14 protein-coding genes are annotated in these 16,059 nt (G+C 55.6%); 5 read left to right on the forward strand and 9 right to left on the reverse strand.

The genetic code is table 11. The features are described from left to right. Nucleotides 1–43 precede the first annotated feature (43 nt). On the forward strand, nucleotides 44–1,021 hold the full coding sequence (thiL, locus tag BM323_RS16890; RefSeq protein WP_008103971.1) for a thiamine-phosphate kinase: 978 nt from the start codon (nucleotides 44–46) through the stop codon (nucleotides 1,019–1,021). A 63-nt stretch (nucleotides 1,022–1,084) separates the two neighbouring features. On the opposite strand, the gene BM323_RS16895 is transcribed toward thiL, so the two are convergent. The 4 genes from BM323_RS16895 to xseB form a co-directional block, all read right to left on the reverse strand. Continuing rightward, nucleotides 1,085–2,059 (reverse strand): aldo/keto reductase, encoded by a 975-nt coding sequence (locus BM323_RS16895; protein ID WP_008103968.1) that lies wholly within the window; start codon nucleotides 2,057–2,059, stop codon nucleotides 1,085–1,087. A 91-nt stretch (nucleotides 2,060–2,150) separates the two neighbouring features. Continuing rightward, nucleotides 2,151–4,016, reverse strand: coding sequence for a 1-deoxy-D-xylulose-5-phosphate synthase (gene dxs / locus BM323_RS16900; protein ID WP_008103966.1), 1,866 nt, complete (start codon nucleotides 4,014–4,016; stop codon nucleotides 2,151–2,153). Nucleotides 4,017–4,035: 19 nt separating this feature from the next. After that, a complete protein-coding gene (gene ispA / locus BM323_RS16905) occupies nucleotides 4,036–4,935 on the reverse strand; it encodes a (2E,6E)-farnesyl diphosphate synthase (RefSeq protein ID WP_008103965.1) in 900 nt (299 codons plus the stop codon). Next, nucleotides 4,935–5,177: an exodeoxyribonuclease VII small subunit gene (xseB, locus tag BM323_RS16910; RefSeq protein ID WP_008103963.1), complete on the reverse strand. Its 243-nt coding sequence runs from the start codon at nucleotides 5,175–5,177 to the stop codon at nucleotides 4,935–4,937. The genes ispA and xseB overlap by 1 nt, the downstream gene beginning before the upstream one ends. A gap of 236 nt (nucleotides 5,178–5,413) precedes the next feature. Between xseB and thiI the strand changes: the two genes are divergently transcribed. Then, complete coding sequence (thiI, locus tag BM323_RS16915; protein ID WP_008103962.1) at nucleotides 5,414–6,862, forward strand: tRNA uracil 4-sulfurtransferase ThiI; 1,449 nt, start codon at nucleotides 5,414–5,416, stop codon at nucleotides 6,860–6,862. A 34-nt stretch (nucleotides 6,863–6,896) separates the two neighbouring features. Here the strand turns inward: thiI and yajL are convergent, their stop codons facing one another. Next, nucleotides 6,897–7,505 carry a protein deglycase YajL gene (yajL, locus tag BM323_RS16920; RefSeq protein ID WP_008103959.1) on the reverse strand — a complete coding sequence of 203 codons (609 nt, stop codon included), beginning with the start codon at nucleotides 7,503–7,505 and terminating at the stop codon, nucleotides 6,897–6,899. After that, entirely contained in the window at nucleotides 7,459–8,379 is a 921-nt protein-coding gene (gene panE / locus BM323_RS16925; RefSeq protein ID WP_008103956.1) for a 2-dehydropantoate 2-reductase, read from the reverse strand. The genes yajL and panE overlap by 47 nt, the downstream gene beginning before the upstream one ends. 125 nt (nucleotides 8,380–8,504) lie before the next feature. On the opposite strand from panE, the gene BM323_RS16930 reads away from it, so the two are divergent. Next, nucleotides 8,505–8,996: a YajQ family cyclic di-GMP-binding protein gene (locus BM323_RS16930; RefSeq protein WP_008103954.1), complete on the forward strand. Its 492-nt coding sequence runs from the start codon at nucleotides 8,505–8,507 to the stop codon at nucleotides 8,994–8,996. On the opposite strand, the gene BM323_RS16935 is transcribed toward BM323_RS16930, so the two are convergent. Continuing rightward, nucleotides 8,993–10,765, reverse strand: coding sequence for a sigma-54-dependent Fis family transcriptional regulator (locus tag BM323_RS16935; RefSeq protein WP_008103953.1), 1,773 nt, complete (start codon nucleotides 10,763–10,765; stop codon nucleotides 8,993–8,995). The genes BM323_RS16930 and BM323_RS16935 overlap by 4 nt on opposite strands. A 275-nt stretch (nucleotides 10,766–11,040) precedes the next feature. Between BM323_RS16935 and BM323_RS16940 the strand changes: the two genes are divergently transcribed. Then, nucleotides 11,041–12,561: an acetaldehyde dehydrogenase ExaC gene (locus tag BM323_RS16940; RefSeq protein WP_008103951.1), complete on the forward strand. Its 1,521-nt coding sequence runs from the start codon at nucleotides 11,041–11,043 to the stop codon at nucleotides 12,559–12,561. A gap of 30 nt (nucleotides 12,562–12,591) precedes the next feature. Next, nucleotides 12,592–13,632, forward strand: a complete 1,041-nt coding sequence (gene adhP / locus BM323_RS16945; protein ID WP_008103949.1) for an alcohol dehydrogenase AdhP — start codon at nucleotides 12,592–12,594, stop codon at nucleotides 13,630–13,632. Nucleotides 13,633–13,665: 33 nt separating this feature from the next. Here the strand turns inward: adhP and BM323_RS16950 are convergent, their stop codons facing one another. Next, nucleotides 13,666–15,030, reverse strand: coding sequence for an MFS transporter (locus BM323_RS16950; protein ID WP_008103947.1), 1,365 nt, complete (start codon nucleotides 15,028–15,030; stop codon nucleotides 13,666–13,668). 130 nt (nucleotides 15,031–15,160) lie between these two features. After that, a complete protein-coding gene (gene cyoE, locus BM323_RS16955; protein ID WP_008103945.1) occupies nucleotides 15,161–16,048 on the reverse strand; it encodes a heme o synthase in 888 nt (295 codons plus the stop codon). Between the last annotated feature and the right edge of the window lie 11 nt (nucleotides 16,049–16,059).

Genomic DNA, 16,059 nt, shown 5'->3' on the forward strand with positions numbered 1-16,059 from the left:
TAAAGGCCGGTTTTCCGGCCTTTTTCTCATTGAGACCTGACTTATGTCTTGTGGTGAATTCGAACTGATCGCACGTTACTTTAACCGCGTCACCAGCTCCCGCCGCGATGTGGAGAAAGGAATTGGTGACGACTGCGCGTTACTCAACGTGCCAGAAAAACAGACACTTGCCATCAGCACCGACACGCTGGTTGCGGGCGTCCACTTCTTACGTGATATCCATCCCGCCGATCTCGGCTACAAAGCCGTCGCCGTTAACCTCAGCGATTTAGCCGCCATGGGCGCCGATCCTGCCTGGCTGACGCTGGCATTAACGCTGCCTGAAATCGATGAAGAGTGGGTAGCGGCCTTTAGCGATAGCCTGTTTGAGCTGCTGGATTACTACGATATGCAGCTGATTGGCGGCGATACCACGCGCGGACCGCTGAGCATGACGCTCGGCATTCACGGTTTAGTGCCGGTGGGAAGGGCGCTAAAACGTTCGGGTGCGAAGCCCGGCGACTGGATTTTTGTCACCGGCACCTTGGGTGATAGCGCAGCCGGTTTGTCGCTGCTGCAGCATCGCCATCGCCTGAACGATCCGGCGGTGCACGAAGCGTTGATCAAACGCCATCTGCGTCCGATGCCGCGCGTGCTGCAAGGCCAGGCGCTGCGTGGATTGGCGACCTCGGCGATCGATATCTCTGATGGCCTGATTTCCGATCTCGGCCATGTGCTGACCGCCAGCCGCGTTGGTGCGCGTCTCAATCTCGACGCGTTACCGCTTTCAGCTGCGCTGCGCGATCACTTCGAGCCTGAGCTGGTGCTGAAATGGGCGTTGAGCGGCGGCGAAGATTACGAGCTGTGCTTTACCGTGCCGGAAGTGAACCGTGGCGCACTCGATGTGGCGTTGGGGCATTTTGGTGTGCCTTATACCTGCATTGGTCAGATTGCACCGGAATCGGAAGGGCTGAGTTTGCTGGAAAACGGCAAGCCGCGCAGCGTGGATGTGAAAGGGTTTGATCATTTCGGTGTGAAGTGAACGAGGTGGCCATGAATGGCCACCCTACAAAACGTCGCCATTTATGGCGACCTGGTTCCTGAATCACTCAAATCCCACCACCGGATGCGGTTGATACACCGTCTCCAGTTCGGCAATTTCATTCTCACTCAACTCCACATCCACCGCTTTCACCAGCTCGGCGAACTGCTGCTCGCGCGAGGCACCAATAATCGGCGCGGTGACCGCCGGTTTATGTAATAGCCACGCCAGCGCCACCTGCGCACGCGTTACGCCTTTATCGGCGGCAACGTTAGCCAGACGTTCGGCAATCGCCGCATCGTTCTCTTCGGTGCCGGTATACAGCTTCTCCATCACGTTATCCGATACCGAACGCGCGGTGGTTTCGCCCCATGGACGCGTGAGTTTACCGCGCGCCAGCGGGCTCCACGGCAGCACCGCGATCCCTTCGCGCTGACACAATGGATGCATGTCATTCTCCTCCTCACGCTGAATCAGGTTGTACTGATCCTGCATGCTGACAAAGCGCGCCCAGTTGTTCTGCTTCTGCAGATCCAGCGCCTGAGCAAATTGCGATGCGTGCATTGATGATGCGCCGATGTAACGTGCCTTGCCGGATTTCACCACTTCATGCAGCGCTTCCAGCGTCTCTTCAATCGGCGTGTCGTAATCCCAGCGATGGATTTGCAGCAGATCGACGTACTCCATGCCAAGACGCGTCAGGCTGTCATCGATCGATTGCAGGATATTCTGACGCGACAAGCCTTGTGACAGATTGCTCAGCGGGAAATAGACCTTGGTGGCAACCACAACCTGATCGCGGCGGGCAAAATCTTTCAGCGCGCGGCCCACGGTCTCTTCGCTGCTGCCATCGGAATAGCTGTTGGCGGTATCGAAGAAGTTGATGCCGGCTTCCAGCGCCTGCTTGATCAGCGGTCGGCTGCTCTCTTCAGGCAGCGTCCATGCGTGATTACCACGCGTGGGATCGCCGTAAGTCATGCAGCCTAAACAGAGACGCGAAACCTGTAAGTCGGTCTGGCCTAAGGGAATGGTTTTCATGTATTTGGGCTCCTGCTCTTATGCTTGAGGAAAATCGTTCCCTAAGCATAGCAGCAGGCTCGCTCACCGGGCGGTGAGCGAGTCGGGCAGATTACTGGGCGAGCCAGTCAGTGATTTGCTGCTGAATACCGGCGGCATCCAGCTGATAATCCTGACGCACTTCTTCCTGCGTACCTTGTGGGATGAACTCATCCGGTAGGCCGAGGTTGAGCACCGGCACGCGCAGGCGTTTTGCCATTACGTACTCGTTAACGCCGCTACCGGCACCGCCTTTGATGGCGCCTTCTTCCAGCGTAACCAGCGAATCGTGGCTGGCCGCCAGCTCGGCAATTAATGCTTCGTCGAGTGGCTTCACAAAACGCATATCCACCAGCGTGGCATTCAGCGCTTCCGCTGCGGCAGCGGCTTCTGGCAGTAAGGTACCAAAGTTAAGAATCGACAGCTTTTCGCCGCGGCGCTTCACGATGCCTTTGCCCAGCGGCAAGCTCGCCAGCGGTTCTAGCGTTGCGCCGGTTCCGGTGCCGCGCGGGTAACGCACCGCACTTGGGCCAGCCTGATAGTGATAACCGGTGTACAGCATCAGACGACATTCGTTCTCATCGCTTGGCGTCATGATCACCATCTCTGGCACGCAGCGTAAGAACGCGATATCGAATGCGCCCTGATGGGTTTGACCATCCGCGCCGACAATGCCGCCACGATCGATGGCAAACAGCACCGGCAATTTCTGGATGGCGACGTCGTGGATCAGCTGATCGTAGGCGCGCTGCAGGAAGGTCGAGTAGATCGCCACAACCGGTTTGTAACCACCAATCGCCATGCCCGCCGCAAACGTCACGGCGTGCTGCTCGGCAATCGCTACATCAAAATATTGCTGCGGATAATCGCGCGAGTAGCTCACCATGCCGGAACCTTCGCGCATCGCTGGCGTTACCGCCATCAGGCGCGCATCGTCAGCGGCCATTTCGCTCAGCCAGTTGCCGAAGATTTTCGAGTAGCTTGGCAAACCCGGCACGCTTTTCGGCAGCGCTAAGCTGGCGGGATCGAACTTCGGTACCGCATGCCAGGTGATCGGATCTTCTTCCGCCGGGGCATAACCTTTGCCCTTTTTGGTCATGATGTGCAGGAACTGCGGACCTTTCAGATCGCGCATGTTCTTCAGCGTGCTCACCAGCGTTAGCACGTCGTGGCCATCCACCGGGCCGATATAGTTAAAGCCCAGCTCTTCAAACAGCGTGCCCGGCACCACCATGCCTTTCAGGTGCTCTTCGGTGCGCTTCACCAGCTCTTTAATCGGCGGTAAACCGCCCAACACACGCTTGCCGCCTTCGCGCAGGCGTGAATAGGTTTTTCCGGAGAGAATCTGTGCCAGACGATTGTTTAGTGCGCCGACGTTTTCGGAGATCGACATCTCGTTGTCGTTGAGGATCACCAGCATATCCGGCTTGATGTCACCGGCGTGGTTCATGGCTTCAAACGCCATGCCCGCCGTGATCGCGCCATCGCCAATAATACAGGCGGTGCGGCGGCCTTTGCCTTCACGCTCGGCGGCAACCGCCATGCCGAGACCGGCGCTGATCGAGGTAGATGAGTGGCCTACGCTTAACACGTCGTACTCACTCTCACCACGCCACGGGAACGGATGCAGGCCATTTTTCTGGCGGATGGTGCCGATGCGATCGCGGCGTCCGGTCAGAATTTTGTGCGGATAAGCCTGATGGCCGACGTCCCACACCAGATGATCAAAGGGGGTGTTATAAACATAATGCAGCGCCACTGTTAGCTCGACGACGCCCAGACCCGATGCAAAGTGGCCGGAAGAACGGCTCACGCTATCCAGCAGATACTGACGCAGTTCGTCACACAGCTCCGGAAGTTTTTCTTTCGGTAATAAACGTAATTCCTGAACCGTGTTGGCTAACGCCAGTGTCGGGTATTTTGCAATATCAAAACTCATCAGAGACTCATTATGAAAGTTATTTATCGCGTTCAATTATGAAGCTTGCCAGCGCTTGTAAGGCGATTGTGTTGTAAGACTGTGCCGCCAGAATATCGAGCGCGCCGAGCGCCTCTTGATAAAGATCCCAGGCTTTACTGCGGGCATTTTCCAGCCCCATCAGTGCAGGATAGGTGCTTTTACCCAATGCCTGATCTGAGCCCTGTGTTTTCCCTAACACGGCGGTATCGCCGACCACATCGAGGATGTCATCCTGCACCTGAAACGCCAGTCCGATGGCGTTGGCGTAGGTATCCAGCACCGGCAACGCGGCGCGGCCACGCTCGCCGGCGGCTAATGCGCCAAGACGTACCGCGGCACGAATTAACGCGCCGGTTTTATGACGGTGAATCTGTTCCAGCTGCGCCAGATCGATACTTTTGCCTTCCGCCGCCAAATCCAACGCCTGACCGCCGCACATACCTGCCACGCCGCTGGCCTGCGCCAGTTCGGAAATCATCGCAATACGCGCTTCGGCGTTGACGCCGGGCATTGGCTGATCGGCCAGAATCGAAAAGGCCAGAGTTTGCAGAGCATCGCCGGCGAGAATCGCCGTGTCTTCACCATATTTTATATGGCAGGTTGGCTGCCCGCGGCGTAACGCATCGTCATCCATCGCCGGCAGATCGTCATGAATCAGGGAATAAGCATGGATGCATTCCACGGCCGCAGCCGGCACATCCAGGCTGGCCGCATCGGCCTTGAGCATTTCGCCTGTTGCGTACACCAGAAAGGGACGCAGACGCTTACCGCCTAATAATGCCCCATACTCCATGGCATTAACCAGAGGAGAACTCTGAAAAGGAAGTGGATCTATTAAGCGCGTCAAAGCCTGATTGACGCGTTGATGGTACGCGCTCAGCAGTTTAGCGAAATCCATTACTCATTTTCCGGGGTAAAAGGGGCGAGGGCGGCATCTTTCTCGTCGCTGAGCAGGATTTGCACGCGCTGCTCTGCCTGCTGCAGGGTTTGCTGACCGGTACGTGCCAATTGTACGCCGCGTTCGAATTCGTTCAGCGCATCTTCCAGCGGCAGCTCGCCACTTTCCAGGCGGCTGACAATCTGTTCCAGCTGCTGCAATGCGCTTTCAAAACTGGCAGGCGCTTCGGCTTTTTTCGGCATAATCAGTGTCGACTCACAGGTTAGGACATTATCTTGCAATCGGTCATGGTAGCCGACAGGGATTAATTAGCAAAATAATGAATGTGACTGCGGTTGCAGAAGCAGTCACCCGGCAAAGGTGATATACTTTTGCGCCTCGGATGCGGGGGCTCCTGAATCAACCCGCAATTATATGATTTTAACAGCTAAGTGCCGATGCTTTTAGCACTTATTTGCCCAAACGAACCCCTGTCGCCATGAAGTTTATCATCAAGCTGTTCCCAGAAATCACCATCAAAAGTCAGTCGGTGCGTCTGCGCTTTATCAAAATTCTCACCAGCAGCATTCGTAATATTTTGCGCACTGTCGATGAAGACATCAAAGTGGTGCGTCACTGGGACCACATCGAATTGCGTTCCAAAAATGAGTCGCTGCGTGAAACCATCGTTACCGAATTAACGCGCATTCCGGGTATTCACCATGTGCTGGCGGTGGAAGATCGCGCCTATACCGATATGCACGATATCTTCGAGCAGACGCTGGTATTGAACCGCGAGCGTCTGGAAGGCAAAAGCTTCTGCGTGCGCGTGAAGCGTCGCGGCAAGCACAGCTTCAGCTCGCAGGACGTGGAACGCTACGTTGGCGGCGGCCTTAATCAGCACATCGCCAGCGCGCGCGTGCAGCTCAATCGCCCGGATGAAACGGTGAATCTGGAGATTGAAGACGATCGCCTGTTGCTGATCACCGCACGCTATGAAGGCTTAGGCGGTTTCCCGATTGGTACCCAGGAAGATGTTCTGTCACTGATTTCCGGTGGTTTCGACTCTGGCGTGTCGAGCTACATGCTGATGCGTCGCGGCTGCCGCGTGCATTACTGCTTCTTCAACCTTGGCGGTGCGGCACACGAGATTGGCGTGCGTCAGGTTGCGCATTACCTGTGGCAGCGTTTTGGTCGTTCGCACCGCGTACGTTTCGTGGCGATCAACTTCGAGCCGGTAGTCGGTGAGATTCTGGAGAAAGTAGACGACGGCCAAATGGGCGTGGTGCTGAAGCGCATGATGGTGCGTGCGGCGTCGATGGTGGCGGAACGTTACGGCGTGCAGGCGCTGGTGACCGGCGAAGCGCTGGGCCAGGTTTCCAGCCAGACGCTGACTAACCTGCGTTTGATCGATAACGCCTCCGATACGCTGATTCTGCGTCCGCTGATCTCCCATGACAAAGAGCACATCATTGATGTGGCGCGTAAGATCGGCACCGAAGATTTTGCCCGCACCATGCCAGAATATTGCGGCGTGATTTCGAAAAGCCCAACCGTTAAAGCGGTGAAAGGGAAGATCGAAGCGGAAGAGCAAAACTTCGATTTCGAGATTCTTAATCGTGTGGTGCAGGAAGCCAGCAACGTCGATATCCGTGAAATCGCCGAGCAGACGGAAGAAGAAGTGGTGGAAGTTGAAACCGTTGACTCCTTCACCAGCAACGACGTAGTGCTGGATATCCGTTCGGCCGATGAGCAGGACGCGAAACCGCTGGAAGTTGAAGGCGTTGAGGTGAAAACCCTGGCGTTCTACAAACTCAGCACCCAGTTTGGCGATTTGGACCAGAGCAAAACCTGGCTGCTGTATTGCGATCGCGGTGTGATGAGTCGCCTGCAGGCGCTCTATCTGCACGAGCAGGGCTTCAAAAACGTAAAAGTTTATCGCCCTTAATAAGTAGGGTCGCCATTTATGGCGACCTCTATTATTAACGCTCTTCAAACTCCTGATAATTATAAATTCCTGCCGCCAGCACCAGCTGTGAAGCCACTTCACGCGCGGTCTCTTTATCCACCAGCAAATCTATCAGCTTCAACGCAAAATCAATGGCGGTGCCCGGTCCCTGGCTGGTCAGCAGATTAACGCGCGGATCCCACACCACGCGGCGCTCCATCCATTTACTGTCTGGAATGGTGTCACGCAGGCCGGGAAAACCGGTCATATTGCCGACGGGAAACAGATCGTGCGCGACCAAAACCGTGCCCGGCGCGGCACAAATCGCCGCCACAATCTTACTGGAGAGATGGAACTGGCGCACGGTTTCCACCAATAGCGGGCTGTCGCGGAAAGTCTCCGCGCCTTTCAAACCGCCGGGCAGTACAATCGCATCGTAGTCGTTATCCGCGACCTCAACCAAAGGCGCATCCGCCAGCAGCCGCACACCGCGCGAGCAGACGATTTCACGCGTGCCATCGCTCTCCACGCTGGCGGTGGTGACGCTTAATCCGCCGCGTACCAGCAAATCGATAGTGGTGACCGCTTCGGTCTCTTCACTTCCATGTGCCAGGCAAACCAGAACCGATGCGTTCGCGCTCATAGTGGGACTCCTTACGTTTAATCAGATCGTACAAACGGGTATTTTCCGGCAGTGAAATGCCCTGCGCGCGGGCGCGACGCAACAGGTAACCGGTGATGTAATCAATTTCGGTCAGGCGCTGCGCCCGCACATCCTGCAGCATCGATGAGGTATTGGCAGCGGTGCTATCGATCACGTCGTAAATAATGTCGCGCAGATTATCCACCGCCATGTGCTGGCCTTCGCGCTCCATCACCCAGGCGATCTCTTCGCACAGCATTGCTATTTGTTCCGGCCAGGCACGCAGCGCACCGTTCTGGCAATCGTGCTCAACGGTCATTGGATTGATTACGCAGTTGATGGCCAGCTTGCGCCAGCTGGCGGCGGCGATGTTGTCATGCCAGGCCACATCCGGCAGCGCCTGATGCAGAATATCGGCGATATCACTCAGCGCGGCGCTCTCGCGATTAGCAGGGCCAATGTGCGTGATGCCGTGCGCGATGTGTTTGATCACCGTGCCATCGCGCATCGCGGCATGTGTGGTGATGCCGCGCAGCAGCGGCTGACGCAGATCTTTCAACTCTTCCAGCGTTCCCATGCCGTTATGCAGCAGCAGAATCGGCGCGTGCGTCGGCAGCACGCTTTGCAGGTTTTTCACTGCAGGAGAAACCTGCGGCGCTTTGAGCGTCACCAGTAATAGCTGGCTTTCGGCGAGGAACAGCGGATCGTTGGCGATAAAGGTGTGATTGCTCACCTGGCCTTGCGGATCGACCACGTTGGCGGAGCAATACGGCTGCGGCACACGTAACCAACCCTGCACCTCATGTCCCTGACGGGCGAGAGCGGCGAGCCAAATTTGACCTAAGGCGCCACACCCCAACACGGTAATTTTCATTTTGCCTCCCGTGGGCGGGTTCCTGTTTTCACGTTACGAGTAAGTATAGCTTTCCATGTATCGTGTTTTATTAGCGCCACAAGACGCGTATTATGCATGTCACTTTAGTATCAGGAGAAGAAAAGATGCCATCTTTCGATATCGTTTCCGAAGTCGAATTGTCGGAAGTGCGAAATGCCGTGGAGAATGCGAGCCGCGAGATCTCAACCCGTTTCGATTTCCGTAACGTGAGTGCAACCATTGAGCTCAACGAAAAGAATGAGACCATCAAACTCAGCAGCGAATCTGATTTTCAGGTAAAGCAGCTGGTGGATATTCTGCGTGAAAAGCTGCTGAAGCGTGGCATTGAAGGCGCGGCAATTGAAGTGCCAGAAGAGATCGTGCACAGCGGTAAAAGCTGGTCGGTGGAAGCCAAGCTGAAGAAAGGTATCGAAAGCGATATCGCGAAAAAGCTGGTGAAGCTGATTAAAGACAGCAAGCTGAAAGTGCAGACGCAGATTCAGGGTGAAGAACTGCGCGTAACCGGTAAGTCACGCGACGATCTGCAAGGTGCGATGGCGCTGGTGCGCGGTGGCAACCTTGGTCAGCCTTTCCAGTTCAAAAACTTCCGCGACTAATCGCGTTTGTCGCGCGCCGCACGACGATAAAGCGTGCTGCGCGCGACGCCTAAGGCTTCCGCCGTTTTACTGATATTGCCATTAAAGCACTGCAGCGTTTCGCTGATCAACCGTTCATCATGACTCTGCCGATCGGGCTGTGGCGGCAACGCCGCGCGACGATACTCGGCCGGCAAATGCACCTCAGTTACTTCCTCACCTTCATCCGCCAGCGCCAGCAGCACGCGTAACAAGCTGCGCAATTGCCGCACGTTGCCCGGCCACGGCAGCTGTGCCAGTGCTGTTAATAAAGCAGGTGAAAGCTGAATATCCCGATCCGCGCCGCCCAGCTCCAGCCATAAACGGCTGATAAAACCCTCTACATCCGGCCAGTCGCGCAGTGGCGGAATGGTCATCGAAAATTCCTGCAGGCGATAGAGCAAATCTTCGCGGAATTCGCCTTCGGCAACGCGTTGTGCCAAATCGCGGTGCGTGGCGCTGATCACCGCAAAATTCACCGGCCAGCTGCGGCTGGAGCCGAGCGGCGCCACCTCTTTCTCCTGCAACACACGTAGCAAGCGGGTTTGCAGCGCCAGCGGCATATCGCCAATTTCATCGAGAAACAGCACGCCGCCATCCGCTTCACGGATTTTACCGATATAGCCATTCTTGCTGGCACCGGTGAACGCGCCGGGTTGATAGCCAAACAGCTCAGATTCAATCAGCGCTTCGGGGATAGCCGCGCAGTTAATGGCCACGAATTTACCTTCGCGCCAGCGGCTCTGCTGATGCAGTGCGCGGCTGACATACTCTTTGCCGCTGCCGGTTTCACCGTGAATGCACAGTGAAACGCCGGCATTGAGCAGCCGCACCATCTTCTCGCCATCGCGGCCCAGCGAGAAGGGCAGATCGCTGGCGGGTTCGCTCGGCGTGGCAAAATGGCTGCGCTGCGGCGCACGCAGGCGGAAATAGTAGCGCTGCGTGGCGTAATCGAGCGGAACGGGAATGGTGTTGGCTTGCTGCTGCTGTTGCGGGAACAGTTGTTGAAAGGTCACGCTGCCGAGTTGTTCGACGCTCAGCGCCAGTTCGCGCATCGCTAGGCGATTAGCGGCTGTCAGGACATTATCTGAGAACACCAGCAGCAGTTCATCGCTGGTATCGATGCCCTGCGGCTGCAGATGCAGGCTCATCAACCATTGCTGCGGGTGCAGGCTCTGTTTTACCCACAGGTATTCGATCTGTTTCGCCGCCGCTTTCACCCAATTAAAGGTTTGCGGATGCGGGAAGTGCGCCGGGCCGGAAATATCCAGCACGCCAGCAATTTGGCCGTTCGGCATTTGCAGCGGCATCGCCGCGCAGTACAAGCCTTGATTGAGCGTCAGGAAGTGCTGATGACCTTCAATTTCGCAGCCGTCATCAATCGCCAGCGCAGTGCCAATCGCATTGGTGCCACGCCCGCATTCACTCCACAAATTGCCCGGAGCCAGCGCATAACGTTGGGCTTTTTCCATCGAAGGCATATCGCCAAAGGTATTAAGCACCAAACCGGTGGCATCCGACAGAATCACCACCGATTGCTTCTCGGCCAGTTTCTGCGCCAGCTGTTTAATAACCGGCTGCGCGAACTGCTGCAGCCCGGCATTACTGGCGAGCACATCGGCCAGTTCACCCTGGCGAACACGGGGAAAATCATCGGCGGTGCGATCGAGACCATACAGCTGGCTACGGAACCAGGAGTCGCTTAACAGCGGATTGGCGTTAACGGCAGACGCGGATGGATTTCCCTGCATTGATGACCTCATGCCCAAGCGAAAGTGTTGCAGCATTGTAGCGGGTCGGTTTCTGTACTGTTGCGATACGCAACACAGATGGTGAACTTTTCTGCACAACATCTGCAAATCAAGCCGTGTGTGGACTTATAACTTAATGATTAAATTTATATTTTTTCAAATGATCAGCTGATGAAAAAAGCTGGCACGCCCGCTGCAATAGCTCCTTTGACAGCACGTTCTCTGAATGGCGACTGAGCCTTCAGATTATCTGACCCTACATAAAGGAGTTTGCGATGCGTTATGCACATCCCGGCACGCCCGGCGCTTTGGTTTCATTTCAGGCGACTTACGGCAACTACATTGCGGGCAAATTCGTCGAGCCGCTCAGCGGCCAATACTTCACCAACACCTCGCCAGTGAATGGCAGTGATATCGCGCAGTTTCCGCGTTCGGATGCGGGTGATATCGATTTAGCGCTGGATGCAGCGCATCAGGCGGCCGATGCCTGGGGAAAAACCAGCGTGCAGCATCGCGCCAACATCCTGCTGCAGGTGGCGGATCGTATCGAGGCCAATCTCGAAAAACTGGCGGTGGCGGAGAGCTGGGATAACGGGAAACCGATCCGCGAAACCCTGAATGCCGATCTGCCGCTGGCGGTGGATCACTTCCGTTATTTCGCCGGTTGCCTGCGGGCGCAAGAGGGCAGCACTGCGGAGATCGATGAAACCACTGTTGCGTATCACTTCCATGAGCCGCTCGGCGTGGTTGGGCAGATCATTCCGTGGAACTTCCCGCTGTTAATGGCGGCGTGGAAACTGGCGCCGGCGCTGGCGGCGGGGAACTGTGTGGTGCTGAAACCGGCAGAACAGACGCCGCTGGGCATTACGCTGCTGATGGAGGTGATTGGCGATCTGTTCCCGGCTGGCGTGTTGAATGTGGTGCAGGGCTTTGGTCGTGAAGCGGGTGAAGCGCTGGCGACCAGTAAACGCATCGCCAAAATCGCCTTTACCGGTTCAACGCCAGTTGGTCGTCACATTATGGCCTGCGCTGCTGAAAACATCATTCCCTGCACCGTTGAGCTGGGCGGCAAGTCGCCGAATATCTACTTCGCCGATGTAATGGATGGCGAGGATGAGTTTATTGAGAAAGCGGTGGAAGGGTTAGTGCTCGGCTTCTTTAATCAGGGCGAAGTCTGTACTTGCCCGTCACGCGCTTTGATTCACGAATCGATCTATCAACCCTTTATGGATCGCGTGATGGCGAAGGTGGCCAACATTCGTCGTGGCGATCCGCTCGATACCGACACCATGATTGGTGCGCAGGCTTCACGCCAGCAATTCGATAAAATCCTGTCGTATATCAACATCGCACGCGACGAAGGCGGTCAGATTCTCACCGGTGGCGATCGCGCTAGCGTGGCCGCAGAACTGAATGACGGATTCTACATTCAGCCGACCTTAATCAAAGGAACTAACCAGATGCGCTGTTTCCAGGAGGAGATTTTTGGGCCGGTGATTGGTGTTACAACCTTTAAGGATGAAGCAGAAGCCCTCGCCATCGCCAATGAAACCCAGTTTGGCCTTGGCGCGGGCGTGTGGACGCGCGATACCAATCTGGCCTATCGCATGGGACGCGGCATTAAAGCCGGTCGCGTCTGGACCAACTGCTATCACATCTATCCCGCTCACGCGGCATTCGGCGGCTATAAGCAATCGGGTGTTGGCCGTGAGACGCACAAGATGGCGCTCAGCGCCTATCAACAAACCAAAAATCTGCTGGTCAGCTATGGCACCGCGCCTTTGGGCCTGTTCTGAGTCCGCATCCGATCAAATGGAGAGTGAAAGATGAATATGCAAATCAAAACCACCATGAAAGCCGCTGTTGTGAAGTCTTTTGGTGAACCGTTAGTGATTGAGCAGGTGCCGGTGCCGCAGGTCGGGCCGGGGCAGATTTTGGTGAAAATCGCAGCTACCGGCGTGTGCCATACCGATCTCCACGCAGCCGAAGGCGACTGGCCGATTAAACCTAATCCACCGTTTATTCCGGGCCACGAAGGTGTTGGCCAGGTTGTGGCGCTGGGCGAGGGCGTTAAGCACCTGAAAATGGGCGATCGCGTTGGTGTACCGTGGCTTTATTCGGCGTGCGGCCATTGTGAGCATTGTCTGGATAGCTGGGAAACGCTGTGTTTGTCGCAGCAAAATGCCGGTTACTCGGTGAATGGCAGCTTCGCGGAATATTGCCTCGCCGATGCCAACTATGTCGGTATCATCCCGGATAACGTCGATTACAACGAAATCGCGCCGATCCTCTGTGCCGGCGTCACCGTGTATAAAGGGCTGAAAATGACCGACACCAAACCCGGCGATTGGGTGGTGATCTCCGGTATCGGCGGTTTAGGGCATATGGCGGTGCAGTACGCGGTGGCGATGGGTCTGAATGTGGCGGCGGTAGATATCGATGATGAGAAGCTTGAGTTTGCTAAACGTCTCGGTGCCAGCGTGGTAGCGAATGCGAAAAATATCGATCCGGCCAAAGTGTTCCAGGAGAGTTTTGGCGGCGCGCATGGCGTGCTGGTGACGGCAGTTTCACCGAAAGCATTCGAACAGGCGATTGGTACGCTGCGTCGTGGCGGCACCATGGTGCTGAACGGTTTGCCGCCGGGCAAATTCGATCTGTCGATCTTCAATATGGTGCTGGATGGCATTACGGTGCGCGGTTCCATCGTCGGTACGCGCAAAGATCTGCAGGAAGCGCTGGATTTCGCCGGTCGTCATAAGGTGAAAGCCACCGTGGCAGTAGAACCGCTGACGAACATCAACGATATCTTCGCGCGTATGCACGCTGGCAAGATTGAAGGGCGCATCGTGGTGGATATGTCGCTGTAACAAAAAGCCCGACGCAGTGGTCGGGCTTGTCATTTAACAGCTGGCGAGCAGCGCTTCAAGTTCGACGCGGCTCGTCACTTTACTGTCGATTTTGATGTAGGCACTTTTCTCTTCCGGCACGATAAACACCGACGCCACGCCGGGCTGCGCTTTCAATCGCTTCTCAAGGTTCGGCACTGCCAGCACCGCATCGCTGAGCATAATGCGCAGGCTGCTAACGTAAGGCGGTTCCTGCATCGACATTGCCACAAACAGCCACGCTGCAGCGACAATCGCGCCGACCAGGAACACGGTTTGTGCATCTACATGACCATAGATCCATCCGCCCATGCTGCCGCCAATCGCCACGCCAATGAACTGGCTGGTGGAGTAGATGCCCATCGCGGTGCCTTTGTAGCCCGGCGGCGACTCTTTACTGATCAGCGACGGCAGAATCGCTTCCATTAGGTTGAAGGCGAGGAAGAACAGCTGCACGCCAATCACCAGCGTCCAGAAGTGGCCTGCCGCGCCCCACAATACGATTTCCGCGATGATGATGATCGCCACGCAGCCGACAAACACGCGCTTCATGCGGCGCTTCACTTCGGCGTAAATAATGAAAGGCACCACGGCAACAAACGCCACCAGCATGGTCACCAGATAAACTTTCCAGTGCTCTGCCGCAGGTAAACCGGCTTGTTCAAACTGTCCCGGCAGCGCCACAAAGCTCGACATCAACAGAATGTGCAGGCAGAGAATGCCGATATTCAGTTTTAACAGTTTTGGATTGGTCAGCACTGCACGGATGCTGCCTTTCACCATGCCGGATTCGCGATTCAACACGTGATTTGGCGCATTCGGTACCACTAATAAGGTGATGACGATGCCAAGCGTCGCGAGGATAGCAATCATCCAAAATAGCGCGTGCAAGCCGAGCGCGTGGGTGACAATCGGGCCAACTACCATTGCAATGGCAAAGGTGACGCCAAAGCTGATGCCGATAAATGCCATCGCTTTGGTACGGTTCTGTTCACGGGTTAAGTCCGACAGCAACGCCATTACCGCAGCGGCTATCGCGCCGGAACCTTGTAATGCGCGGCCTAAAATCACACCCCAAATGGTGTCGGAGGTGGCAGCAATAACACTGCCGAAAACGAACAGCAGCAGTCCGCCGACGATCAGTGGCTTACGGCCGACGCGATCGGAGAGCAGACCAAATGGAATCTGGAAGATGGCTTGTGCCAAACCATAGATACCGATTGCGAGACCAATCAGTGTTTCACTGGCGCCCTGTAACGCCATGCCGTACGTGGTGAGTACCGGCAAGACCATAAACATTCCCAGCATACGCAGGGAAAAAACGGTACCTAAACCCCATGTAGCGCGAAGCTCTACTGGCGTCATTTTATTGTCGTTCATGTTTACCTCAAAATTATACTGCGCCCATTCTAGGCAGCAGGGCAGGGCGGGTAAAACATTTGTTCTTAAGCAGTGGTAACAAAAAGAAAGGGCGCGAAATTCGCGCCCTTTCTGGTTTTGCGGAGCTGAATTACCAGACGTAAGTCAGCAAATCTTTCGACGCTGGCGTCATGAAATCAACCGACATCATCACGCTCAAGGCGGTGATAGCGACAATCGAGAACACAAACAGTTTACGCGCCCAAACTTTGTCGTTTGAGGTTTTGTAACCTGAAAGTGCCATGCCGAGCCACCACACGCTAACGGCCGCAGCCACCACCAGATATTTGTAGCCCGCGTAACCGCCAAGGGTCAGCATCAGCGTGGCAATCATGAACGCCAGGATATACAGCGTAATATGATTTTTTGCCACTGAGATGCCTTTCACCACCGGCAGAACCGGAATGTTGGCAGCCTGGTAATCTTTAAAGCGGAAGATGGCAATCGCATAGGAGTGCGGCATCTGCCAAAGGCTAAAGATAGCCAGTAAAATCAACGCGCCAGCATCAAACTGGTTGGTCACTGCGCAATAGCCAATCACCGGCGGCGCAGCGCCAGAGAGACTACCAATCAGCGTGCCGTAGACAGAGTTACGCTTCATATAGAGGCTGTAAACGCCTACGTAAACCACGAAGCCCATCACCGCCAGCCACATGGCCAGTGGGTTAGCGCCGAAATACAGCAACGCAAAGCCAGCAATACCCAATGCGGTTGCATAAACCAGGCTTACTTTCGCCGAGATCAGGCCTTTGACCAGAACACGGTTCCGCGTTCTCTCCATTTTGATGTCGATATCGCGGTCAATCACGTTGTTGAAAACACAACCTGATGCGACAACCAGCGATACGCCAACCAGCGAGGCGAGAAACAGGGTGTAATCAATGCTGCCTTTCGAAGCCAGCAGGAATCCACCGATCACAGAAATTAAATTGCCGAAAATAATTCCTGGTTTTGTTACTTGCAGGTATTGCTTAATCATTACGCGACTCT

It is taken from the genome of Pantoea sp. YR525 (assembly GCF_900116775.1).
Taxonomy (GTDB): domain Bacteria; phylum Pseudomonadota; class Gammaproteobacteria; order Enterobacterales; family Enterobacteriaceae; genus Pantoea; species Pantoea symbiotica.